The sequence below is a fragment of the Prescottella sp. GW823-FHT02E09 genome (assembly GCF_058797375.1).
The window spans coordinates 56670-80622 of record NZ_JBXAJP010000004.1; the positions used below are offsets into that span (position 1 = coordinate 56670).

At 68.2% G+C, this 23953-nt stretch carries 24 protein-coding genes and 1 pseudogene; 13 read left to right on the forward strand and 12 right to left on the reverse strand.

Translation table 11 applies throughout. The features are described from left to right. Positions 1-6 precede the first annotated feature (6 nt). The 4 genes from AC1RIF_RS10910 (at position 7) to AC1RIF_RS10925 (ending at position 3555) form a co-directional block, all read left to right on the forward strand. The gene (locus tag AC1RIF_RS10910) at positions 7-825 is read left to right on the forward strand and encodes a CPBP family intramembrane glutamic endopeptidase (protein WP_492601393.1); all 819 of its coding nucleotides are present in this window, start codon (positions 7-9) and stop codon (positions 823-825) included. Positions 826-1006: 181 nt separating this feature from the next. After that, on the forward strand, positions 1007-2224 hold the full coding sequence (locus tag AC1RIF_RS10915; RefSeq protein ID WP_492601865.1) for an LCP family protein: 1218 nt from the start codon (positions 1007-1009) through the stop codon (positions 2222-2224). A gap of 73 nt (positions 2225-2297) precedes the next feature. After that, complete coding sequence (locus AC1RIF_RS10920) at positions 2298-2843, forward strand: ferritin (RefSeq protein WP_492601394.1); 546 nt, start codon at positions 2298-2300, stop codon at positions 2841-2843. Positions 2844-3006: 163 nt separating this feature from the next. Further along, positions 3007-3555: a ferritin gene (locus AC1RIF_RS10925; RefSeq protein ID WP_492601395.1), complete on the forward strand. Its 549-nt coding sequence runs from the start codon at positions 3007-3009 to the stop codon at positions 3553-3555. 72 nt (positions 3556-3627) lie between these two features. On the opposite strand, the gene AC1RIF_RS10930 is transcribed toward AC1RIF_RS10925, so the two are convergent. From AC1RIF_RS10930 to AC1RIF_RS10945, 4 genes are read right to left on the reverse strand one after another with little or no spacing between them, the layout of a single operon-like run. Then, entirely contained in the window at positions 3628-4542 is a 915-nt protein-coding gene (locus AC1RIF_RS10930) for a DUF5926 family protein (protein ID WP_492601396.1), read from the reverse strand. Between the two features lie 33 nt (positions 4543-4575). Beyond that, on the reverse strand, positions 4576-5340 hold the full coding sequence (locus AC1RIF_RS10935) for a glycerophosphodiester phosphodiesterase (protein WP_492601397.1): 765 nt from the start codon (positions 5338-5340) through the stop codon (positions 4576-4578). Continuing rightward, positions 5337-6278: a DUF4328 domain-containing protein gene (locus tag AC1RIF_RS10940; RefSeq protein ID WP_492601398.1), complete on the reverse strand. Its 942-nt coding sequence runs from the start codon at positions 6276-6278 to the stop codon at positions 5337-5339. Before AC1RIF_RS10940 ends, AC1RIF_RS10935 begins: the two co-directional genes overlap by 4 nt. Further along, entirely contained in the window at positions 6279-6626 is a 348-nt protein-coding gene (locus tag AC1RIF_RS10945; protein WP_492601399.1) for a rhodanese-like domain-containing protein, read from the reverse strand. A 516-nt stretch (positions 6627-7142) separates the two neighbouring features. Between AC1RIF_RS10945 and AC1RIF_RS10950 the strand changes: the two genes are divergently transcribed. From AC1RIF_RS10950 to AC1RIF_RS10960, 3 genes are all read left to right on the forward strand, one after another. Next, a complete protein-coding gene (locus AC1RIF_RS10950) occupies positions 7143-8072 on the forward strand; it encodes an LLM class F420-dependent oxidoreductase (RefSeq protein ID WP_492601400.1) in 930 nt (309 codons plus the stop codon). A 234-nt stretch (positions 8073-8306) separates the two neighbouring features. After that, positions 8307-11084, forward strand: coding sequence for an Ig-like domain repeat protein (locus AC1RIF_RS10955; RefSeq protein ID WP_492601401.1), 2778 nt, complete (start codon positions 8307-8309; stop codon positions 11082-11084). 264 nt (positions 11085-11348) lie between these two features. Continuing rightward, a complete protein-coding gene (locus AC1RIF_RS10960; RefSeq protein WP_492601866.1) occupies positions 11349-12002 on the forward strand; it encodes a hemerythrin domain-containing protein in 654 nt (217 codons plus the stop codon). A 43-nt stretch (positions 12003-12045) separates the two neighbouring features. On the opposite strand, the gene msrA is transcribed toward AC1RIF_RS10960, so the two are convergent. Together msrA and AC1RIF_RS10970 are read right to left on the reverse strand one after the other, a co-directional pair. Beyond that, positions 12046-12714 (reverse strand): peptide-methionine (S)-S-oxide reductase MsrA, encoded by a 669-nt coding sequence (gene msrA, locus AC1RIF_RS10965; RefSeq protein WP_492601402.1) that lies wholly within the window; start codon positions 12712-12714, stop codon positions 12046-12048. 9 nt (positions 12715-12723) lie between these two features. Next, positions 12724-13920 carry an acyltransferase family protein gene (locus AC1RIF_RS10970; protein WP_492601403.1) on the reverse strand — a complete coding sequence of 399 codons (1197 nt, stop codon included), beginning with the start codon at positions 13918-13920 and terminating at the stop codon, positions 12724-12726. Positions 13921-14149: 229 nt separating this feature from the next. Here AC1RIF_RS10970 and AC1RIF_RS10975 point away from each other — a divergent pair, with 229 nt between their 5' ends. Continuing rightward, on the forward strand, positions 14150-14779 hold the full coding sequence (locus tag AC1RIF_RS10975; protein WP_492601404.1) for a superoxide dismutase: 630 nt from the start codon (positions 14150-14152) through the stop codon (positions 14777-14779). A 95-nt stretch (positions 14780-14874) separates the two neighbouring features. On the opposite strand, the gene AC1RIF_RS10980 is transcribed toward AC1RIF_RS10975, so the two are convergent. Further along, entirely contained in the window at positions 14875-15420 is a 546-nt protein-coding gene (locus AC1RIF_RS10980) for a MarR family winged helix-turn-helix transcriptional regulator (protein ID WP_492601405.1), read from the reverse strand. Positions 15421-15495: 75 nt separating this feature from the next. Between AC1RIF_RS10980 and AC1RIF_RS10985 the strand changes: the two genes are divergently transcribed. Next, the gene (locus AC1RIF_RS10985) at positions 15496-16221 is read left to right on the forward strand and encodes an SDR family NAD(P)-dependent oxidoreductase (RefSeq protein ID WP_492601406.1); all 726 of its coding nucleotides are present in this window, start codon (positions 15496-15498) and stop codon (positions 16219-16221) included. Positions 16222-16281: 60 nt separating this feature from the next. Here the strand turns inward: AC1RIF_RS10985 and AC1RIF_RS10990 are convergent, their stop codons facing one another. The 3 genes from AC1RIF_RS10990 to AC1RIF_RS11000 are packed head-to-tail and all read right to left on the reverse strand — an operon-like array spanning position 16282 to position 19429. Next, on the reverse strand, positions 16282-17904 hold the full coding sequence (locus AC1RIF_RS10990) for a CotH kinase family protein (RefSeq protein ID WP_492601407.1): 1623 nt from the start codon (positions 17902-17904) through the stop codon (positions 16282-16284). Then, positions 17904-18581, reverse strand: coding sequence for a DUF4956 domain-containing protein (locus AC1RIF_RS10995; RefSeq protein WP_492601408.1), 678 nt, complete (start codon positions 18579-18581; stop codon positions 17904-17906). Before AC1RIF_RS10995 ends, AC1RIF_RS10990 begins: the two co-directional genes overlap by 1 nt. Further along, on the reverse strand, positions 18578-19429 hold the full coding sequence (locus tag AC1RIF_RS11000; RefSeq protein ID WP_492601409.1) for a polyphosphate polymerase domain-containing protein: 852 nt from the start codon (positions 19427-19429) through the stop codon (positions 18578-18580). The genes AC1RIF_RS10995 and AC1RIF_RS11000 overlap by 4 nt, the downstream gene beginning before the upstream one ends. Before the next feature lie 126 nt (positions 19430-19555). Between AC1RIF_RS11000 and AC1RIF_RS11005 the strand changes: the two genes are divergently transcribed. The 4 genes from AC1RIF_RS11005 to AC1RIF_RS11020 all read left to right on the forward strand — a co-directional run bounded on the left by AC1RIF_RS11005 (position 19556) and on the right by AC1RIF_RS11020 (position 22577). After that, the gene (locus AC1RIF_RS11005) at positions 19556-20416 is read left to right on the forward strand and encodes an SMP-30/gluconolactonase/LRE family protein (protein ID WP_492601410.1); all 861 of its coding nucleotides are present in this window, start codon (positions 19556-19558) and stop codon (positions 20414-20416) included. 164 nt (positions 20417-20580) lie between these two features. Next, a complete protein-coding gene (locus tag AC1RIF_RS11010) occupies positions 20581-21108 on the forward strand; it encodes a peptidase (protein ID WP_492601411.1) in 528 nt (175 codons plus the stop codon). A gap of 275 nt (positions 21109-21383) precedes the next feature. Further along, a complete protein-coding gene (locus tag AC1RIF_RS11015; protein WP_492601412.1) occupies positions 21384-22088 on the forward strand; it encodes a TMEM165/GDT1 family protein in 705 nt (234 codons plus the stop codon). Positions 22089-22097: 9 nt separating this feature from the next. Continuing rightward, the gene (locus tag AC1RIF_RS11020; protein ID WP_492601413.1) at positions 22098-22577 is read left to right on the forward strand and encodes a heme-binding beta-barrel domain-containing protein; all 480 of its coding nucleotides are present in this window, start codon (positions 22098-22100) and stop codon (positions 22575-22577) included. A gap of 7 nt (positions 22578-22584) precedes the next feature. On the opposite strand, the gene nrdF is transcribed toward AC1RIF_RS11020, so the two are convergent. Together nrdF and AC1RIF_RS11030 are read right to left on the reverse strand one after the other, a co-directional pair. Then, entirely contained in the window at positions 22585-23553 is a 969-nt protein-coding gene (nrdF, locus tag AC1RIF_RS11025) for a class 1b ribonucleoside-diphosphate reductase subunit beta (RefSeq protein ID WP_492601414.1), read from the reverse strand. Between the two features lie 76 nt (positions 23554-23629). Beyond that, positions 23630-23878 (reverse strand): annotated as a pseudogene (locus tag AC1RIF_RS11030) (superoxide dismutase); the annotation flags it as partial. Positions 23879-23953 lie beyond the last annotated feature (75 nt).

Here is a 23953-nt window from a genome sequence, read left to right on the forward strand (position 1 = left end):
GACGGGGTGATCTCGCGTACCGCCGTCGACTCGTGGCTCCGCCCGGCGACCCCGCAGCCGCCCTCGCCGCCACTGGACGCGCGGGAGCGCCGGGCCCTGTGGTTCGAGATCACCATCGTCCTGCTGGTCACGTTCGGCCTCAACGGGATCTACAGCGCGCTGTCCCTGCTCGAATCGGCGCTGGCCCCGGGCGGGCTGTCCGAGCAGGCCGTCGCGCTCAATCCGTCCCGCTCGGCGCAGTCGTACATCGACCTGGCCCGACAACTGCTCGGTGTCCTCAAGCTGGCCGCCTGGGCGGCCCTGGGGCTGTACCTGCTGTGGCGCAGCGGCCTCGGGCCCGGCCGGATCGGCCTGGGCCGGACGAAGCTGCGCGACGCGGTCCTGCCCGGTGTCGGCCTGGCCGCCCTGATCGGGCTCCCCGGTCTGGCGTTCTATCTCGCGGCGGTCGCGCTGGACGCGAACCTGACAGTGATGCCCAGCACCATCGACGACCACTGGTGGCGCCTGCCGGTGCTGGTGCTGTGGGCGATCGCGAACTCCGCGGCCGAGGAGATCCTCGTGGTCGCCTACCTGATCTCCCGACTGCGGCGACTCGGGTGGAGCGAGAACTCGTCGCTGCTCGCGTCGGCGCTGCTGCGCGGCAGCTACCACCTGTACCAGGGCCTCGGCGGCGGCCTCGGCAACGTGTTGATGGGCCTGATCTTCGGCCGGTACTGGCAGCGCACCGGCAAACTGTGGCCGCTGGTGATCGCGCATGCCCTCATCGACACCGTCGCCTTCGTCGGCTACGCGCTGCTCCGCGGGCACCTCTCCTGGCTGCCGTGATCCCCGTCCGCCCGGTTCCTGCGTATTCTCGGTGATCGTGAACGGCGAGACCCCCGACAGACGTCAGCCGGGCCCGCCGCCGCGCGGCCGGGCCCAGCCGCCGCGCCGCATTCCCCCACCGCCGCGAGGCGGCCCACCACCGCAGCGCCGTCCGCAGCAGCCGCCGCCCGAGGGCACCCAGGTGATCCGCCGCGACGGTCGGCCCGGCGGCCCGAACCCCGGCCGGCCCGGGCCGGGCCGCGCCTGGTCCCAGGCACCGGAACCGCAGCAGGCCTGGTCCCAGGCACCCGCCGGGCAGCCGCCCGGCGGCTACGCACCCACCCAGACCCCGCGCCCGTACGCGGAGCCGCGACGCATCCCACCGGCGGCACCCCCGCCGCGGCCGCCGCAGCCGCCCCGGCCCTCGTCGACACCCGCCGAACCGCCGAGGCAGCGGCGACCGCGGAAGCGGGGAACGTGGCTGCGACGGGTCGCGCTGACCCTGGCCGTGCTCCTGGTCGCGTCGGTCGGCGGCGTGGTGTACCTCGACACCAAGCTGAACCGCGTCGACGCGCTCGCCGACTACCCGGGCCGCGTCGCCGACACCCCCGGCACCAACTGGCTGCTCGTCGGCTCGGACAGCCGTGCCGGCCTCACCGCCGAACAGGAACAGGCACTGTCGACCGGCGGCGACGAGGGCGGCAAACGGACCGACACGATCATGCTGGTGCACATCCCGAAGAGTGGCGCCACCACGATGGTGTCGATTCCCCGGGACTCGTACGTGAACATCCCCGGCATGGGCCGCGGCAAGATCAACGCCGCGTTCTCCAAGGACGACGGCGAGCAGTTGCTGGTACAGACGGTCGAGGAGGCCACCGGACTGCACATCGACCACTACGCGGAGATCGGCTTCGGCGGGTTCGCGGGCATCGTCGACGCGCTCGGCGGCGTCGACATGTGCGTGCCGTACCCGATCGACGACCCCCTCGCCGGCATCAACCTGCAGGAGGGCTGCCAGGAACTGACCGGGCCCGAGGCCCTCGGATTCGTGCGCACCCGCGCGACGGCGATGGCCGATCTGGACCGGATGAACAACCAGCGCGCGTTCATGAGCGCCCTGCTGCAGAAGGCCACCTCGCCCACGACACTGATCAACCCGCTGCGGTTGTGGCCGATGATGTCGAAGACGGCCGGCTCCCTGCAGGTCGGCGACGGTGACCACCTGTGGAATCTCGCCGGACTCGCGTGGGGACTGCGCGGCTCGATGGTCACCACCACCGTGCCGGTCGGCGGATTCGACGTCGTCGACGGGTGGGGTGACGTCCTTCTGTGGGATCGGGAAAAGGCCACAGAATTCTTCGATGCGCTTGCAAATGATCGGCCAGTTCCGCAGACGCTTCTGACCGGCGCACCGTGATATTCGTCGCTGTGCAGGGTTTCCCGGCGCAGCTATGAGTCCGGCCGCCATTGCGGGCGGTAATGTTCGGTCCATGACTGAAGCGGCGCACACGAACGAGTTCCACCGACTGTTGCAGGACCAGATCCGAAATGAATTCACCGCCTCGCAGCAGTACGTCGCGGTCGCCGTCTACTTCGATTCCCACGATCTGCCGCAGCTCGCGGGCCGCTTCTACCGGCAGTCCGCCGAGGAACGCGATCACGCGATGATGATGATCCAGTACCTCATCGACAACGACCTGCCCGTCGTCGTGCCCGGGATCGACGCCGTCGTCACCGAGTTCGCGTCGGTCCGCGAGCCGGTCGCGCTCGCGCTCGCGCAGGAGAAGACGGTCACCGAGCAGGTCACCCGCCTCGCCCGCACCGCCCGCGACACCGGTGATTACCTGGGCGAACAGTTCATGCAGTGGTTCCTCAAGGAACAGGTCGAGGAGGTCGCGAGCATGACCACGCTCCTGACCATCGTCGATCGCGCGGGGGACAACTTCTTCAACATCGAGGACTTCGTGGCGCGCGAGATGAGCTCGGCGGTCTCGGCGGACTCCACCGCCCCGCGGATCGCGGGCGCCGGGGCCTGACCGATTTCGAACGTGTGCCGCAATTGTCGTTCCGACGACAATTGCGGCACACACGTTTGAGGACAGCACAGCCTAAATTAGCAAGCACTAATTGAGGCCATACTTGCCTCAATTAGGTCGCACTTGGATGACAGTTCCGGTTGACCAGCGATATCTTTGACTCATGAGTGCCTCAGACGATTCGCATCGGACGAAATTCCACGCACTTCTCCACGATCAGATCCGCAACGAATTCAACGCGTCGCACCAGTACCTGGCGACCGCGGTCTATTTCGACAACGCGGATCTCCCCCAGTTGGCCCGGCACTTCTACAAGCAGGGCAACGAGGAACGCAACCACGCGATGATGATCATCCAGTACTTCCTGGATCGGGACATCACGGTGGAACTGACCGGCGTCGACCCGGCCAAGAGCCACTTCGAGAATGCGCACGAGCCGATCGCGCTCGCACTCGCACAGGAGAAGGCGGTCACCGAGCAGATCGTCACGCTCGCCCGCACGGCGCGCGACGACGGCGACTACCTGGGCGAACAGTTCATGCAGTGGTTCCTCAAGGAACAGGTCGAGGAGGTCGCGCGCATGACCACGCTGCTGACCATCGCCGAGCGGGCCGGCTCCAACCTGTTCGATCTCGAGGATTTCGTGGCCCGCGAGATGAGCAGCGTCGACGACGCATCCGGTGCGCCGCCCGCCGCGGGCGGCAGCATCTAGCACCGACCGAACGGCGGAAGGGTCCCTTCACACGCTCACGGCGTGTGAAGGGACCCTTCCGCTCGTGGAGACTCAGCGCAGCGTGACCTGGCGGCCGCGCAGGCCGTCGCGGGCACGCAGTTCGGCGGCCGTGAGCGGCGCGTCGACGGCCAGAGCCTGCGCCAGGCGATCGCCCAGTTCCGCGGTGGCCGCGGCCCACTCGTTGGCGTGCTTCTCGGGGTCGAGGTCGAAGACCGGCACCAGCAGGCCGTGGGTGCGGAACGAGCCCGCGAAACGCGAACCCTCACCCAGGTGCAGCCCACCGGCGGCGTGGACGCGGGCGAGTGCCGGCATCAGCACGTCCTCGTCCTCGGGACGCACCCAGCGCAGGTGCGCCTTCTCGCCGGCGTCCACCCACCACGCGGCGACGACGCCGTCGGCCTCGACGCGCGCGGACGGCATGATCGCCATGTTTGCCTGCTGCACGGTCGCGGCGACGTCGGCGGCCGGCTCGATACCCTCCGGGATCCACCAGTCGAAGCTCTGGTGGACGGTGATCTTCGGAAGCGCGTCGGCGACGAGGACGTCGGCCAGGCGCGGGCTGTCGGCCTGCGGGTCGGCGAAGGTGAGCGAGCTACCCGGCTCGGCGGTCTTGGCCCAGTCGATCGCGGCACCGAGGTCGGCGCCGGGATCGGCGGTGTGTGCCTGCACCTGCAGGCCCACGTAGCGGCCGGCGGTGCCGGATTCGTCGCGCACCAGCGCGGCAACGGCACCGGGCAGGACGGTGGCCGCGGTCACCGGGATGTCGGCGTCGCGGACGGGGAGTTCGACGAGGGCGGACGGGACGAACTCGCGCAGCGCGACGAGATCGCATTCGGCGGCGAGGCCCTCGAAGGGCCGGGTCGGTGCGGTGACCTCGGCCTCGCGTGCGAGGCGACGCTGCTCGAGCTTCTCGGCGCGACCGCTACCCGGCTTGGGACCACTGTTTCTCTTGCTCTTCTTACCCACGAGGCCAAAACCTACACGGACGCGCCGATTCTCTCAGCCGCCCAGCAGTTTCTTGGTGCGCCCCGGGTGGTTGGTCGCCACCCAGCTGACCCCGAGTTCCTTGCACAGCTCGACGTCGGCCGGGTCGTCGACGGTCCAGCAGTAGGTGGCGCGGCCGGCCGCGGCGGCCTTGTCGACGATCTCGGGATGCTCCCGCAGCGTCCTGATCGACGGCCCGACGGCGGTGGCTCCGACGGTGGTCGCGGCACCGCCGCCGAGGTAGCGGGACGCGTCGCCCAGCAGCACGGTCGGCAGCAGCGGCGCCGCCCTCCGGACCCGCCACACGGCGCTGGCCGCGAACGACATCACGACGGCGCGGGAGTGGTCGGCGGACGCGGGCGCGGCCAGCCCGAACCGGGCCAGTTCGGCGAGGACCTTGCTCTCGACGAGACCGCCGTAGCGGACGGGGTGTTTGGTCTCGATGAACAGCTTGGTCGGACGCGACGTCCAGTCCAGGGTCAGGGTGATGAGCTCGGCGAGTGTCAGCAGCCCGGCGGGCTCGTCGCCGTCGCCGTAGTCGTGCTCGCCGAGCGACTGCAGCGTCATCTCGCTGACGATCCCGGAACCGGTGGAGGTCCGGTCGATCCGACGGTCGTGCACACAGACGAGATGGCCGTCGCGGGTGAGCCGGACATCGCACTCGAGTCCGTCGGCGCCTTCCTGGAGGGCCAGGTCGTAGGCCGCGAGGGTGTGTTCGGGCCGTTCGGCCGAGGCACCGCGGTGTGCGACCACGAGGGGACCACGTCGATCCGGGCTCATCCGACCATCGCCTCCTCTGCCTTGTCGGGTTGTGGCGCGTTGACCCACCGGGTGATGCGGTGCGGCCGACCGAACAGGTCAAGGCCGTCGAAGCATCGGATCACGTACAGCGTCAGCACGGCCGTGGCGGCGCCGACACCGGCCGTGATCGCGGCCAGCACGACGCTGTCGGCCTGCGCCTGCAGCGAATCCTGGTTGCGCCACAGCAGTCCGATCGCGACCAGGACACCGTTGACGGCCCACGTCGCCCACCAGATCCGCACGACGGTGCGGATCCGACGGTCGTTGCCGGCGATCTCGGTGAGGTACACCCCGGGCATCACGAGGTTGACGACCGGCATCAGAACGCCGAGTGCGAGGGATCGGGGTGTCCGGGGATCGGCGAGTCCGCGGGCCGCGAGCACGTCGCGGCGCATGACGACGAGGCGGCACGCGGTAGTGACGGCCGCCGCCAACGCGACCAGCGGCGCGGACACCTGTGTCGCCCACACCGCCGCATCCGACACGGCGAGCGTCACCGGGTCCACCAGTCGCACCCGGTTGAACACGAGCAGCCCGTACCGGAAGGCCTCGGAGACCGCGGCGAGAGCGAAGACGATCGCGGTGCAAGCGAGCAGCGTGGGTGCGAGATCCGCGGCCACTTCGGCACGTGGGGCCCGGTCGTCCGGTTCGGGCGGCGGTGGATCGAGCAGGCCCCACCGCGGAACCTGCGTGTATCGCGGGGTCGGCCCGAGACCGGGTGCGGTGGGACGGCGCCGACCGAGGGGCGGGTACGGGCTGCGCGCGACCCAGCGGAAGTTGCGGCCCGTCGCGGGCGCGGGACGGGCGGTGTCGACCGGGGAGAGCAGGACGCCGCCGCAGCGGGGGCACCACTGGGCCGGGCCGCCGGCCACCGGCCATCGGGATGCGCAGCGAGCGCAGACCTGGACGACGCTCATCTAATAGATCTTCGCCGAACCGGGATCGTCGGCGGAGGTGAGCGGCAGTCCCGCCCGCTGCCACGCGACCATGCCACCGGCGACGTTGTAGGCGTCGAAGCCGAGATTGTTGAGGTACTCGACGGCGACGATCGAGCGCCCGCCCTGACGGCACACGACGTACACCTCGGCGTCGATGTCGATCTCGTCCATCCGGGCGGGCACGTCCACCAACGGGATGTGCAGCGCGGCCGGGGCGTGCCCGAGGTCCCACTCGTCGTCCTCACGCACGTCCAACAGCACGATCGCCTCGGCGGGCTCCGTAGGCAGGTCCGTCACGGCGACGGTGGGAACGTGCGGGTTGCTCACAACCTCGATTCTGGCACGAGCACCATTCCCGGGCCGCCCATCTCGCGTTACAGGCCGACGCCGTTCGTGATCGGACCGAGACGCTCGCGGTCCGCGACTTCCCAATTGGGTGTTCAAATGTGATCTGCACCACTTGAACATTCGAGTTATCCACAGTTTCCACAGCCTCATCCACAGTTCTGAACAAACCGAGTGGGCTTTATCCACAGGTCAGGGGTGCGCTCTGGATGGTTCGTTGACAACTGTGCACCGTCGATCGCCCCGGCAATCCACAGCCTGTGTGGATTTGCGTGGAAACGGGTGACGTGCAAAAGGGGCCCGCACGGGCCGGAGTTCCCCCACCGGCGGGATGTGTGCCCCATCCCGCGTTCCGAACTCCGGCCCGCCTCCCCCCCATTCGTCGAGACGCTCCCGTCCCGACACCTGATCTGACGCCACCCGGGGCCGATCGGTTCCATTCCCGTCCGACGCATCCTCCGGCGCAGGTCACATTCCCTCGTCGGGCACAGTGGAGGCATGGACCTGAGAATCTTCACCGAACCGCAGCAGGGCGCCACGTACGACGATCTTCTTGCGGTCGCCAGGGCGGCCGAACAGTTCGGGTACGAGGCGTTCTTCCGGTCCGACCACTACCTCGCAATGAACACCGAGGGCCTGCCCGGGCCCACCGACGCGTGGATCACTCTCGCCGGCCTCGCCCGCGACACCTCGACGATCCGCCTCGGCACCCTCGTCACGTCGGCCACGTTCCGATACCCGGGACCGCTGGCGATCGCGGTGGCGCAGGTCGACGCGATGAGCGGCGGTCGCATCGAACTCGGCCTGGGCGCCGGCTGGTTCGAGGAGGAGCACCGCGCGTACGGCATCCCGTTCCCCGCACTCGGTGAGCGCTTCGACCGGCTCGAGGAGTCCCTCGCGGTCATCACCGGGCTGTGGGAGACGCCGGTGGGGCAGACCTTCACCCACGCGGGTGCCCACTTCCCGGTCATCGACTCCCCCGCGCTGCCCAAGCCCGTGCAGACCCCGCGCCCCCCGATCGTGATCGGTGGCATGGGCAAGCGCCGCACACCTGCGATGGCGGCGCGCTACGCGGACGAGTTCAATCTGCCGTTCGTCTCGATCGAGGACACCGTGGCCCAGTTCGGCCGGGTCCGCGAGGCATGCGCCGCAGTGGACCGCGACCCGGACAAGCTCGTGTACTCCAATGCGCTCGTGCTGTGCTGCGGGCGCACCGAGGAGGAGATCGCGCGCCGGGCCGCGAGCATCGGACGTGACGTGGCCGAGCTCCGGGAGAACGGCCTTGCCGGCACCCCGGCGGAGCTGGTCGACAAGATCGGCCGCTACCGCGAGGCCGGGACGCAGCGTATCTACCTGCAGACCCTCGATCTCGCCGATCTCGACCACCTCGAGCTCGTCGCCTCCGAGGTCATGCCGCAGCTGAACTGAAGCACGACGGCCCAGAGCCGGAGGTGCACACCTGGCGGCAACCGGTGTGCACCTCGCTCGTTTGATCCCAACCCTCAGCGCATCGCGAAAGTCCAGCAGATTTGCCTGCCGCAAAGCGATTGATGCAGTACTGTGACCTGAATCATGACTGGTTGGACGGGTGTCCAACTGGTTGGGTCGGTGCATCATCCGCAGAGGGGCTGGAAGAAGTTGAAGAACAGAAACGTACGTCGGTTGGTAGCCGGCGCAAGCGCCGCCGCAATGGCGGCAGGCGCCGCCGCGTCACTCGGTGCCGCGACGGCATCTGCGTTCTCGGTCAATGCGTCGCAGGATATCGGCGGCCGCTGGACCATCAACCGGACCATTCAGAACGTCCCCACCAGCACCGTCACCAATCCGGAGATCGGCAGCCGTATCAAGGTCAATGCATCCCTGAGCACAGACGATTGGCGCATCCCGACCACCACCGCGATCAAGGACCTGCACGACACGTGCCTGACCTACGTACCCGACAGTTCCCGAATCAACGGGAAGGGCGTCGGCACCGAGGTCGCATCCGACTACGTTCGCATGACCGGCAGCTGGATCGGCAAGTCGATCAGCTACGAGGTCCAGTACGACGTCAGCCCGAACTGTGCAGTCGGCGTCGACATACTCTCGAGCGTGCACGTCGGCGCCAACCAGGGCTTCAGCACGTCGCCCGCCAATGTCGGGCCGAAGTTCCAGGTCACCAGGATCGCAACCACTACTGACCTCGCGGTCTCCCCTGCCCCGCAGGCCGATTCGGCATCGACCCTCACGGCCACCGTCTCGAAGAACCTCGCGGGCACTGTCGAGTTCTCCAACAACGGCACCGTCCTGGGAACCGCCACTGCGGCGAACGGCACCGCCACCTACTCCTGGACCCCGAGCGCCACCGACGCCGGCCAGCCGTACTCGATCACCGCGAAGCTGCTCTCCGATGCAATCCACGCGGAATCCGTCTCCGGTCCGAAGACCGGCACCGTCACCCCGGCACCGACCGCACCCGCAGCCCCCACGAACCTGACCGCCACCCCGAACACCGTCACCACCGGCGGCACCGTCACCATCTCCGGCAACGCCGAAGCCGACTCCTCGGTCACCGTCACCGCAGGCGACCAGACCTGCACCGCCACCGCCGACACCACCGGCGCCTTCCACTGCGACATCACCACCACCGCACCCGGCACCCTGACCGTCACCGCCGCCGCCACCAACAACGCCGGCACCGGCCCCACCTCCACCCCGATCACCCTCGACGTCACCAAGCACACCACCACCACCGACGTCACGATCTCCCCTGCCCCACAATCTGATTCGGCATCGATCCTGACCGCGACCGTCACCACCGGCGCCACCGGTGACGTCGAGTTCTCCAACAACGGCACCGTCCTGGGAACCGCCACTGCAGCCAACGGCACCGCCACCTACACGTGGACCCCCACCGCCGCCGACGCCGGCCAGCCCTACTCCATCACCGCCAAATACCTCGGCGACACCACCCACGCCACATCCACCTCCACACCCCAAACCGGCACCGTCACCCCGGCACCGACCGCACCCGCAGCCCCCACGAACCTGACCGCCACCCCGAACACCGTCACCACCGGCGGCACCGTCACCATCTCCGGCAACGCCGAAGCCGACTCCTCGGTCACCGTCACCGCAGGCGACCAGACCTGCACCGCCACCGCCGACACCACCGGCGCCTTCCACTGCGACATCACCACCACCGCACCCGGCACCCTCACCGTCACCGCCGCCGCCACCAACAACGCCGGCACCGGCCCCACCTCCACCCCGATCACCCTCGACGTCACCAAGCACACCACCACCACCGACGTCACGATCTCCCCTGCCCCACAATCTGATTCGGCATCGATCCTGACCGCGACCGTCACCACCGGCGCCACCGGTGACGTCGAGTTCTCCAACAACGGCACCGTCCTGGGAACCGCCACTGCAGCCAACGGCACCGCCACCTACTCCTGGACCCCCACCGCCGCCGACGCCGGCCAGCCCTACTCCATCACCGCCAAATACCTCGGCGACACCACCCACGCCACATCCACCTCCACACCCCAAACCGGCACCGTCACCCCGGCACCGACCGCACCCGCAGCCCCCACGAACCTGACCGCCACCCCGAACACCGTCACCACCGGCGGCACCGTCACCATCTCCGGCAACGCCGAAGCCGACTCCTCGGTCACCGTCACCGCAGGCGACCAGACCTGCACCGCCACCGCCGACACCACCGGCGCCTTCCACTGCGACATCACCACCACCGCACCCGGCACCCTCACCGTCACCGCCGCCGCCACCAACAACGTCGGCACCGGCCCCACCTCCACCCCGATCACCATCGACGTCACCAAGCACACCACCACCACCGACGTCACGATCTCCCCTGCCCCACAAGCCGATTCGGCATCGATCCTGACCGCGACCGTCACCACCGGCGCCACCGGTGACGTCGAGTTCTCCAACAACGGCACCGTCCTGGGAACCGCCACTGCAGCCAACGGCACCGCCACCTACTCCTGGACCCCCACCGCCGCCGACGCCGGCCAGCCCTACTCCATCACCGCCAAATACCTCGGCGACACCACCCACGCCACATCCACCTCCACACCCCAAACCGGCACCGTCACCCCGGCACCGGTCGGCGCCGCGGTGATCACCGTCAACCCGGCAGCACCCACCGCGGGTACCCCCGCGACCATCACGGTCACCGGTGCCGATGCGGGTACGAATGTGACCGTCAAGATCGGAACCGAGACCGTCTGCACCGCAACGGTTGACGCGAACGGCACGGCCACCTGCACGTGGACGCCCGCCGCGGGTGACCAGACCCTGACCGCGGAGGTCACCGTCGACGGCACCGCGGCCACGGTCACCAAGGTCGTCACCGTCCACGCGGAGGAGACCCCCGGCGGCAACACCGGATCGGGTCTCGGGTCCCTGTCAGGGCTGTTCGGATCCAGCTAGTAGTCGGTACCACCGGTCGGCCGACACTCTCGGCCGTGCTGCAACGAGCCCCCATCGGAGCGATCCGATGGGGGCTCGTCTCGTTTTCGGGACGGTCGAGATTCGCGAGCCGATCAACGGGGCGCGTCCAGCACTCTTGTGTCGATCGGGCACGGGTCCTAGCCTGGAATTGGGTCGCGGCCGAAACCGATACTGCGACACCGGGAGACGGTCATGCACAAGAGATCCGACGAAACTTCGTCCGCCCCAGCAGATACCACGATGATGGGGGTCGTGCACGACGCACTTCGCCGCGACCTCTGCCGCACGGACGATGTCCTCGAGGTCGGCCGGATCGACACCCGGCAGCGGTGCGCTTTGGCCGACCACACGCACTGGATGATGGAGTTCCTCCACGCCCACCACAGCGCCGAGGACCGGGGGCTGTGGCCGCTGATCCGCCGGGCCGACCCGGAGTCCGCGCCGCTACTGGAGCGGATGGACGCCGACCATGCCCGGATCGGCCCCGCGATCGATCGACTCGAGGCCTCGGCCACGATCTTTCACGACGACGAGTCCGGCACTGCTGCAAGAGAGTTCGCCGATTCGGTGGCGGCACTCGAGGGTGTGCTGCTCCCGCACCTGCGCCGCGAGGAGGACGAGGCGATGCCGCTGGCCACGCGCACCCTCACCCAGGCCGAATGGGATCACTGGGACCAGACCGAGAACATCGCACCGAAATCGAAGTGGGAGCTGGGGATCGAGGGGCACTGGCTCGGCGACAGCCTCGACCCCGAGCGTGTCGACGTGCTCCATCACCAGGTGGGCCCGGTGACCCGGTTCATCCTGTTGCACGTCTTCGACGGCCCGTACCGCCGCGCGTGCGCGGCCCGGTGGGGTGCCGACGTGCCGGTCGGACCGCTGCAGATCCCCGGCTGAGCCGAGATCCCCGCTGCCCCGAGCGGGCCGGCCCGGAGTGGGCTCAGGCGCCCAGGCCCACGGGGCAGCTGACGCCCGTCGCGTGCACGGGGCAGTAGCCGCCGGGGTTCTTCGCGAGGTACTGCTGGTGGTAGTCCTCGGCGTAGTAGAACGTGTCGAGCGGTGCGATCTCGGTGGTGACAGCCCCGTAGCCGGCGTCTGCGAGACGCTTGCCGTAGGCCTCCGCGGTAGCCCGGGCCGTCGCGGCCTGCTCGTCGGATCCGGTGTAGATCACCGACCGATACTGGGTGCCGTGGTCGTTGCCCTGGCGCATGCCCTGTGTCGGATCGTGGTTCTCCCAGAACTGCTTGAGCACGGTCTCGTACGAGATCGCCTTCGGATCGAAGACCACCAGCACGACCTCGGTGTGCCCGGTCCGTCCCGAACACACCTCTTCGTAAGTGGGGTTCGGTGTGTAGCCACCGGCGTATCCCACGGCGGTGGAGTACACGCCGTCGAGCTGCCAGAACTCCTTCTCGGCACCCCAGAAGCAGCCCATCCCGACCACGGCGGTCTCCGTGCCGTCGGGGAACGGCGGTTGCAGCGGGTGTCCGTTGACGAAGTGGGCGTCGGGCACCGGCATCGGGGTCGCGCGACCGGGCAGGGCCTGATCCGGCGCGACCATCACTGATTTCGTGCCGGCACGGGCGACGATGTCATCGAACCAAGACATACGTCGATGCTACGCGTGGTCCGGTGTGTCCACCGGGCGCGCGGGTGCCTCGGCCGGTGCGGACGCCCCGGACGACTCGGACGACTCGGGCGGTGCAGTGCCGCTGCCCATCCGGCGGGTGCGTGCGGACAGCCAGCGTGCGGCCGGCATCTCCACCCACCGGTACAACACCTCCGACACCAGCGCGGTGACGACGAGGAACACGACGACGGCGCCGGTACGGCCCAGCGGACCCACGGTGTTCTCGTAGACGCGGTACAGGATCAGCGTGTGGACGAGGTAGATCGCGTAGCTGCGTGTGGCAGTCCAGCGGATCACCGACCACCGCGTCGGACGTCCGCCGTAACGACCGAGGACCACGACGCAGGCGGTGACGACGGCGATGGTCCACAGGTAGCGGTCGCCGGCCCAGTACACGCGGATCTCGGTGGCCAGGCGGACCACCTCGATCTGGGCGAGCACACCGACGATCACCCAGCGCCAGTCGGCGAGGCGCGACCACCACAGATAGATCAGCTGGCCGAGGAACACCGTCGGCAGCGTCGCAGCGACCTTGGACAGCATCGGCACGGTGTACGGCTGGGGGACGTAGAGGTTGTAGAGCAGTACCAGCGCGCAGACCGCCGCACCGAGCAGCGGAACCACGATCGGCCGGGTACGCAGGATGGGCCGCGCGGCAACGCAGTACAGGTAGAACAGCACCTGAACGACCAGCGTCCAGGTGACACCTAGCACCGCGACCTCGGGTTTGAGGAAGAATCCGCCGAGCACGAAGCTGAGCGCGGCCTCGCCGTTCGAGAGCCCCGGCTGTCCACTGAACATGCCGTTGATGCCCAGTTTGACGAGCAGCACGGCGGCGGCGATCGCGATCCAGAAGGCCGGCAGCAGGCGGCCCACGCGGTCGAGCAGGAATCGCGTGGGATTGTGCCGGATCGCGGATCGGGTGATGACCGCGCCGGTCAGCGTCATGAAAATGGCGACGCCGACGAACGAGAGGTGCTGGTTGAGATTCAACCCGTCCACGAACACTTCGTAGACGATGTCGATCATCCACCAACCGGAGCCGAGATCGTCGATCAGATAGAAGGAGATGTGCGAGTAGACGACGGCGAGCACGGCGATGGTGCGCAGCAGGTCGGCGCCGGTCAAGTCGACTCGAGGTGCCACCTCCGGCCGCGAAGCTGCAGCGGTCGTGTCGGATGGCATCACCTGATACTAAGGTTTCGTTCACCGCCTGTTCCAATTACGGACCCCGCCCGCAATGTCCGGCGGGCACGATCCAGGCCGCATTTCAGGGTGCCCGAACTTTTTTGTACGGGTGCTCCCACCTCAGCGCGCGGCTTGCGCACGGTGTACCAATGAGATTGGGTTATCCCCGAGCACGATTCAACGAACACACACGTCAGGGCGCCATGCCCGCGAAGAAGGGATTCTCGTGTCTGTCTACACGCTGCCCGATCTCCCCTACGACTACGCCGCCCTCGAGCCGCACATCTCCGGCAAGATCATGGAGCTGCACCACGACAAGCACCACGCCGCCTACGTCGCCGGCGCCAACACCGCCCTCGACAAGCTCGCCGAACTCCGCGACGCCGACGCCCTCGCCCCCGTGGTCAACCTGCACGAGAAGAACCTCGCCTTCCACCTCGGCGGCCACACCAACCACAGCGTGTTCTGGAACAACCTCAGCCCCGACGGCGGCGACAAGCCCGAAGGCGAACTCGCCGCAGCCATCGACGACCAGTTCGGCAGCTTCGACGCCTTCCGCAGCCACTTCTCCGCCAACGCCAACGCCATCCAGGGCTCCGGCTGGTCCATCCTCGCCTGGGACTCCATCGGCCAGCGCCTGATCATCGTCCAGCTCTACGACCAGCAGGGCAACATCAGCATCGGCCTCACCCCCCTGCTCATGCTCGACATGTGGGAACACGCCTTCTACCTCGACTACCAGAACGTCAAGGGCGACTACGTCAACGCCTTCTGGAACATCGTCAACTGGAACGACGTCGCCACCCGCTTCGCCGCCGCCCGCACCCAGACCGCCGGACTCATCGTCCCCGCCTGATCTGCGCGCGCGAGCACTCCAGAAATCTCAGCGGGGCCGCACCCGATTCGTCGGGCGCGGCGCCGCTGCGTTTCTCCGTCGCCCCGCTTCGCTCGCTAGTCGGGCGACCCGACGTGTCGGCTTGCCGGCGAATCGATCTCGTCGCGCAGCAGCGCGAGTAGCCGGCGCAGCAGATCCGTGAGGTCGTCGCGGTCGTCGGATGCGAGGCCGGAGATCAACTGTGCCTCACGTTCGAGCACCCGGTCGACGAGCCGCTCCACCACCTCGTGCCCGCGCTCGGTGAGGGTCACGTTCACCGAACGCGACCCCTTCACCTCGGACCTCGTCACGAGTCCCTGCTGCTCCGCTCGGGCGAGCCGCTGCGAGATCGCCCCGGCGGTAACGAGACTCCGTTCGGCAAGCTCGCGGGTCGTGAGTTCGTAGGGCCGCCCCGAGCGGCGGAGAACGCTCAACAGGTCCAATGTCGCGGAGTCGGCGCCCAGTTCGGCGAGGAGACGTCTGCGATCCGCGCCCAGCAGCGCCGCACACTGCCACAACCGCGTGACCACACCGATTCCCTCGACGGGCGTCTGCGGCCGCTCGCGTAACCACTCCAGGGCGATTGCGTCGACCGAGTCCTCGGGATCCAGCTCGCGGGCCATTCCCACTCCTCGTTTAGCTCTAAACGTATGATCGTCGTATAGGTCTGAACGTAGAGCACCGGAGGTAGCAGTCCAATGACACGAACCGTCATCGTGACCGGAGGCGGAACCGGAATCGGCGAGGCCATCGCTGCAGCGTTCGTCCGCGACGGCGACTCGGTGGTCGTCACGGGGCGCCGGCCAGGCCCCCTCGAACGCGTCGTCGCACACCTCGGCGACAGGGTCACCGCCGAGACCTGCGACGCCACCTCGCCGGACCAGGTCGCCGATCTCGCACGGCGACTGCCCGACCGAATCGACGTGCTGGTCAACTGCGCGGGCGGCAACACCGACTTCGATCGACCGGCGCCGTCGGATCTGCACGCGTTGGCCGCGAACTGGCGCGCCAACCTCGACTCCAATGTGCTCTCGGCCGTACTCATGACGTACGCGCTGAAGGACCGAATGGCACCGGGCGGTGCGGTCGTCAACATCGGATCGATTGCCGCTGACAAGGGCGCCGGAGCGTACGGCGCCGCGAAGGCGGCGGTCGCATCGTGGAACGTGGACCTCGCTGCCGAGCTCGCGCCGCAGGGCGTCACCGCCAATGTCGTTGCGCCCGGGTACATCGCCGACACCGAGTTCTTCCGCGACAAGCTCAGCGACGAACGACGGCGGTCGCTGGTCGACTCGACACTCACCAAGCGGGCCGGAACGCCCGACGACATCGCCGCCGCAGTGCACTTCCTGGCCTCGCCGGCGGCACGTCAGATCACCGGCACGGTACTCGCCGTGAACGGGGGCGAGCGCACGTCCCGGTGAGCAGCACGCCCGGCCGTGACCTCCTCCCGTCGGAGGCGGATGCGAATCACGGCCGGGCTGCTACCGATTCGCGACGATCACCTCGTTGTCGGCCAGGGCATCGGTGCGGGCCTGGAGCCGGGCGCGCATCGTCTCGACCTGTTCGGCGAGCGCCTCGGCGGTCAGTCCGTCGCTCGTCGGCACGGACCGACCGATCTCGTCGACGAACTCCACGGCACGACCGCTCGCGAGCAACTGCCTGTACAGGTCGCGGTAGGCGTTCTCGTAGACGTCGGTGAAGGCATCGGACGCAAGGAACCGCTCCTTCAGAGCATTTCCTCCCATCCGGCCTCCGCCTTCGACCGGAGTGCGCTCCCCGGTCTCACCCTGGGGCTCCTGAGCCGGCTGCCCCGCCGGGCGTCCCTGTCCCGTCGGCCGCTCCGGCGGGAGCGCGTCACCCGCAGCGGCTCCGACCGCCGGTCCGTCCATTCCCCCGCCCATGCCGCCCATGCCGACCGAGTCGTGCGGGCCGGCAGTCGAGTTCGACGACAGCGCGAGGTTCAGGTCCCAGGAGACGACCGTGAGCTTCTTGGTGCCCAGGTCGTACCAGAGGTAGTAGTTTCGCCCCGGACCCGCCATGTCGTCACCGTTGACGAGCAGGTTCTGCGTCGCGACGTATCGGGCGAAGGATTCGACGTCCACCCAGTCACCGAGATGGGCGTCGAACTCGTCGCCGCTCGCCCCGTCCATCCACTTCAGAAAGCTGATGATCGGCTGGAGGTCCTGCGACCCCTCGCCGTTCACCTGGGCGAACTGCTCCTTGTACGTGGTCTGGTCGTCGCCCTGGTAGGTGAACGACGAGTTCGCGTCGGCCTTGTAGAGCACACCGGGGTCGTCGAACAGCGAGTTGGCGTATCCGTCGTCGGGGTGCTCGAGGATCAGACGTGTCTGTGTCGCACCGCCGTTCACCGAGTAGGTGGTGTAGCTGTAGCGCTGAGTGGCCTGGCCGGATTCGGCGGTCAGCGACAGTGCCGTCGCCTCGTTCAGCACCGGCGAGCCCGGTCGCACCGACAGCTCCGTCATGCCCTGGTACGCCCGGCCCTCGACGAACTTGTCGAAGCGGATCAGCAGCGGCAGCGAGGTCGGGTCGTCCGCCGACAGCGAGACCATGCCCCCGGGGCCACCGCCGCCCTCGGGCGCGGAGACGCCGGGAGGCGCGAAGCGCTCCGGAAGTTCCATTCTCTCGGGAAGTTCCATGCCCTCGGGCATCTGACCACCCGGCCCACCGCGGCCCCCGTCGCCACGCAGGCCACTCAGCGTCGAGTTGCCCTTGAGCCGCACACCGACGTCGGTGACCAGTGTGCCGTCGACGGTGATGTCGGCGATGATCCACTCCTTCTCACCCTCGCCCTGATATGCGGCGATCATCCGGTCGTAATCCGCTTGGGAGAACTCGAGGCTCACCGAGTGGTCCTGTGCCGTGTCGAAGAAGTCGACGGTACCGGCGATGTTCTCGGTGATGTCCGACGCGATGACGGTCGCATCGCCCGTGATGTACGGCCGCACCCGGGTCGACCCGAACACGGTGGTCGCGACGAGGACGAACGCACAGAACACGACGACGATCGGCCAGTGCTGCCTCAGCGAGATCGGTATCCGGTGCCGCAGCCTGATCGGGGGACCGCCGCTACTGGTGGGCGCCATCAGATGTCGGTCTGGTCGTATCCGGTCAGGACCGTGACCTTCTGACCGGCATTGATCTCGCTGAGAGCGGCGATCAGTTCGGACGGCTTCCTGCCCGGCTTCAACTGCGCGGTGTAGTACAGCTCGGTGAGGGCTCCGGCGCGCACGGACTCGGTGCTGACCAGCTCGAACTCCTTGGTGTACTGCACCAGGATGTCCTCTACCACCGCGGTGTACCCGGCCTCCGGCGGCACCTGAACCTTGACCACCTGACGCTGGACGTCGAGTTTGAACCAGTTGAAGCGGTTCATCAGCACCAGGACGAGGCAGATTGCGACGGTCGCGGCGATCGCGAGGATGTAGAACCTGGTGCCCGTCGTCATGCCGATCGCCATGACGAGGAAGATGAAGCCGACGTCGCGGGTCTCCTTGATGGCGTTGCGGAATCGCACCACCGACAACGCGCCGACGAGCGCGAAGGCGCGGGCGATGTTGGACCCGACCACCAGCATGATCAGGCTGATCACCATGCCGACCATCACGAGAGTCTGCACGTAGGACTGGCTGTACGAGACGTTCTTGTGCGTCAGCCGGTAGACCCAGCCGATGATCGCCGACAGCACGAACGACAGCGACAGCGAGATGACGATGTCGAAGGTCGAGAAGGTGCCGCTGAGATCCTGTAGATCGAAGTTCATCGGGTTCCTGTCGGTGCGAGCTGATCGACGAATGCGTCAGCGGTCGTGAATGTTTCGGGTATCGAGTGCATGCGGGATCGGGGCGCGAGGCCGAACGCCTCGACACTCTGGCAGTACTTGGAGATGCGCACCACCGACATGTCCAGGCGCGCAGTGAGATCGGTGACCCAGTACGGAACCCGCTCGTTCGCCTTGATCTCGACGATGCACAGGTGCGGCGGGATGATGAAGCGGTTCTCCGACGTCGCCGCGAAATCGAAGTCCCGGTCCCGGCCGTGCACCCGGTGATCGATCGTGACCCGCAGTCCCAGATCGGCCTCGGTTCCGACGAAGGCCTCGCGCAAGTAGCCGGTGGTCACCGTAGGCCGCAGGTCGAGGTTCCCGATCAGAGTCGACACCTCGTTCACGAAGGCACGCTGGCGCGGATCGTGCTCGATCGGCGAACGCGCGTCACACAGATGCCTAGCAGCAAGGTACGGCAACCGAATCCGCCGTTTCTGTGTCACTCGGTTGACCCGCTGCTTGATCTCGACGTACACCGGAGTCTCGTCCGTCGCCTCGGCCGGCCGGCCGTACAGCCGGACGCGGAGCTTGCGGCGGAACCGGAGTCCCTCGATCTTCTCCCAGTAGAACCGCAGATTCCGGGTGTCGTAGTACAGGCTGGTGACCGGGTATCCGCCGACCGGGCTGAACCGGTCGGCGGCCATGTGGGCGGCGAGGGCGTCACGCAACCGGGGGACGTCACGCTCCTCGGCGAGGTACTTGATCTCGTAGCGGTTGAACGCGTGCAGCGAACTCGCCGTCTGCAGGTATCCGGGCGCCTGCGGCCCGGAACCGGATAGTTCCATCGTCGATGCAGCCTTTCTCGTCGGGGGCCGCACCAGTCCACGGGGTGAACCTCGAGTGAACCTGGGGTGAACCTGGGAGGTTGCTCCCACCTCGTCGGCCAAGCGCTCGATGGGTATGGTGTCGCTATGACGGACATCACAATCGAGACCATCGCGACGGGCTTCGCGTTTCCGGAGTGCCCGCGCTGGCGCGCGGGCCGCCTGTGGTTCTCCGACGTCTACCGCGGCGTGGTGCTGCGCCTCGATCCGGCGACCGGTGACGTCGAGCAGGTCGTCGAGGTCCCGGGCCAGGCCGGCGGGCTGGGCTTCCTACCCGACGGCCGCCTGCTCGTGGCATCCGGGCCGGAACGGAAGGTGTACCGCCTCGAGGACGACGGCACGCTCGCTGTCCACGCCGACCTGCACGGGATCGCGCCGTGGCATCTCAACGACATGGTGGTCGACGCGTCGGGACGCGCCTACGTCGGCAACTACGGCGACGACAGCGCACCCCCGGCGCCGCCGTTCCCCGCCGACCTGGCGATGGTCGAACCGGACGGGACCGCGCACGTCGTCGCGACGGAGATGCTGTTCGCCAACGGCATGGTGGTCACCCCGGACGGTGCGACGCTGATCGTCGCCGAGACCCGCGCGACGCCGGGGCGGCTGACGGCGTTCACGATCGAGGCCGACGGCAGCCTCGTGCACCGCCGTTCGCTCGTCGAGTTCGACGACCCGGCCGTCCTGCCAGACGGCATCGCACTGGACGCGGAGGGATCGGTCTGGGTGGCATCGCCGTTCAACCAGGAGGTGATCCGGGTGACCACCGCCGGCGAGATCGCCGAGCGCATCGCGGTGCCGCACCCGTACGCCGTGGCACTGGGCGGCGCGGACGGCCGTGACCTGTTCGTGTGCACCGCCGACACGTGGGTTCCGGAGGACGCACTCCGGATCGGCGGCGGCGCGATCCGGCGTCTGCGGGTGCAGGTTCCGGGCGCGGGTTCCTGAACCCCACCTGGCACTCGGGACCCCTTGTGTGCCAGCGATACAGGAGCGCATGCTCGTAGTACCCAACGAGGTGTGAACGACGTGCGCGCCGGGCGGGCTCCGAGCGAGGGAGCCCGCCCGGTCGCTCCCGTCGCCAGCCGCCACACGGGAGAATCGGGGTCGCGATGGACGAGCACGGATATGTCGGTGTCGCACCGTTCCATGCGTCCGGCGACCTGCGCGGCTTCGTGATATCCGGGCGCTGGCCCGACACGACCCGCGAGTGGGCGCAGCTGCTGGCCCTCGCCGTGCGGATCGCGTCCCTGCCCGGGCTGCTGCCGACGTCGACGGTCTTCGGGGCGCGGGAGGAACTCCCCGAGGATCCCGCACCCGGAACGGTCGGTCTGATCGTCTCCGAGGGCCCGGTGCTCGGCGAATCCGCGGTCTCGCCGGGACGCTTCGCCGATCACCAACCGCCGGCGTTGCTGGTCCTGCATCCGCCCACGGAGACCGTTCCGTCGCTTCCCGAGTGCGCCGGGGTGGCCTCCGGGTGTGTGCTGCTTCCCGGGCTGCCGCACCTCGGGCTCGATCACCGCGCGGCGTGGGTGGAGGCGGAGGCGGACGGCACTGTCACATCGATGATTTCGCGTGTGGGTATCGATCCGATCAGCGATCCCGACACCGCAGTTCTGGCGATGCTGCTCGCCGCGTGATCAGTTCCGGAAGAAGAAAGTTCGGGATTCCAAACTTATTGTCGCCTTTGCACTTTCGCTGATCCGGCGTTATCGTTGCCTCAGCGAAGGGGAGTAGCCCCCAATCGCTGGGTCGACATACTGGCCGGCACATCGCAGTGCCCGCCCGGCCCAGCGGACCGGATCTTTTCCGGTGGGCGAGACCTTCGGCCGTGAACGCACCCATCGCGTTCGGGGCCGGAGGAAGGTTCCCCGACATCCTCCGAGAACAAGAGATCCGGAGGAGGTTCGACACGGTGCTGGCCGCAATCCTGCTGAGTTTCGGTGTCATCTTCGTCGCCGAACTGGGCGACAAGTCCCAGCTCATGGCGATGACGTTCGCCCTGCGCTACCGCTGGTGGGTGGTGATCGCGGGCATCACCGTCGCCACCACCGTCGTGCATCTGGTCTCGGTCGGTGTCGGCCACTTCCTCGGGGCCGCGATCCCCACCACCGCGATGTCGATCATCGGCGGCATCGCCTTCCTGATCTTCGGCCTGTGGACACTGCGCGGCGACGAACTCTCCGACGCGGAGGAGCAGAAGGCCCGCAAGGTCACCGGATCGGCGTTCCTGGCGGTCGCGTCGGCGTTCTTCCTCGCCGAACTCGGCGACAAGACCATGCTGGCCACCGTCACGCTCGCCGCGGACAACGACTGGGTGGGCGTGTGGATCGGCTCGACCGTCGGCATGGTGGCCGCCGACGCCCTCGCGATCGTCGTCGGCGCGCTGCTCGGCAAGCACCTGCCCGAGACGGTCGTCAAGATCGGCGCCGCGGTGCTGTTCTTCGCGTTCGGCGCGTGGCTGCTGCTCGACGGCCTCTTCCCGGAGACCCCCGCCGGCCCGCTCACCGCGGGCGCCGTGGTCGCCGTCTCGCTCGTCGCGGCGATCGTCCGACGCGCCGTCCGCGGAGCTCGCGCCCCGGCACCCGCCGAGCAGGTCGACGCACCCCGCAGTTCCTAGACTGGCGGCATGGATCAGACGCAGCCCGACCTGCTCGCCCCCCTCGGTGATCTCGCCGCCTTCGCCGGACGCTGGGTCGGCGGGGGCGCCGGCCACTACCCGACGATCGACGACTTCGCGTACGACGAGGAGATCGAGCTCTCCCCCAGCGGAAAGCCGTTCCTGTTCTATCGTTCCCGCACCCGCAAGCCCGGCGGTGGCATGCCGATGCACACCGAGACCGGCTACCTGCGGCTCACCGGCGGCGGCGTCGAACTGCTCGTCACCCAGCCGACCGGTTTCGTCGAAATCCACCGTGCGGCACTGTCCGACGGTGTCCTCGAATTCGCACCGCACACGCTCGGCGCGTCGCCCGACGCCAAGCCGGTCCACGAGATCCGGCGCCGCTTCGCCGTCGACGGCGACGTGCTCAGCTACGACATGTGGATGGCCTTCGACACGACGCCGATGACGCACCACCTGCGGGCGGAGTTGCGCCGCACCGTGTAGAGCACGGTCAGAAGTCCCAGTCGGTGTCCTCGGTGGGCTTCTGTTTCCCGATGACGTAGGCGCTGCCGGAGCCGGAGAAGAAGTCGTGGTTTTCCCCGGCCCCGGGGTCCAGCGACGACAGGATCGCGGGATTCACCTCGCAGTCCGACGCCGGGAACAGCGGCTCGTAGCCGAGGTTCGCGAGGGCCTTGTTCGCATTGAACCGCATGTAGGACAACACGTCCGCGGTCCAGCCCACCTCGTCGTACAGGTCGGCGGCGTACGCGACCTCGTTGTCGTAGAGGGTCTGCAGCAACTCGTAGGTGTAGGCGCGGTGCTCGTCGCGAGCGCCGACGTCGAGGTGTTCGAGCGCCTGCCGGCACTTGTAGCCGATGTAATACCCGTGCACTGCCTCGTCCCGGATGATCAATCGGATCAGGTCGGCGGTGTTGGTGAGTTTGCCGTGGCTCGCCCAGTACATCGGCAGGTAGAAGCCGCTGTAGAACAGGAACGATTCCAGCATCACCGACGCCGCCTTGCGCTTCAGCGCGTCGTCGCCGCGGTAGTAGTCGACGATGATCTGCGCCTTGCGCTGCAGGTGCGGGTTCCGTTCCGACCAGTCGAACGCGGCGTCGATCTGCCGGGTGGAGCACAGTGTCGAGAAGATCGAGCTGTAGCTCCTGGCGTGCACCGACTCCATGAACGCCATGTTCGTCAGCACCGCCTCCTCGTGCGGGGTCACGGCGTCGGCGATCATCGCGACGGCACCGACGGTGGCCTGCGCCGTGTCGAGCAGGGTCAGTCCGGTGAACACCCGGATCGTCATCTCGCGTTCGGCGTCGGTCAGCGTCTCCCACGAGGCCACATCGTTGGACAGCGGGATCTTCTCGGGCAGCCAGAAGTTGCCGGTGAGCCGGTCCCACACCTCGGCGTCCTTGGGGTCGGGCAGCCGGTTCCAGTTGATCGCGTGCACGCGATCGACCAGGCGTTCACTCACCGCCGGTCGCCTCCTCCGTCAGGCCGATCAGCCGCCCCGCCCGGGCCGCCTCGAATCGCCGGCCCACGTCGGACCAGTCGCCGCCGGCAGGCGAGAGGTTGCGCCAGAAGATCGAGTGCAGCGCGTGGCAGGAGAGGTTGAAGGCGAGGGCACGTTCGAGACCGGCGAGCGCCGAGAAGTCGCCGCGCGCACGGGCCTCGTGGAGTTGTTCCATGGTGCTGTTCGCTCCCCTCACGTACGCAGCGTGATGTGCGCCGTGGTGCAACTCCATTATCTCGCCGGAGATCGCGGGTTCGAGGGCTCCGTAGTCGTAGGCAAGGTCGGGCTCGAGTTCGGCATTCCGAACACTTTGGTCAGTTTCTGACCTTCCCGCGTAGCGGGAACCCCGGGACCGAAATCG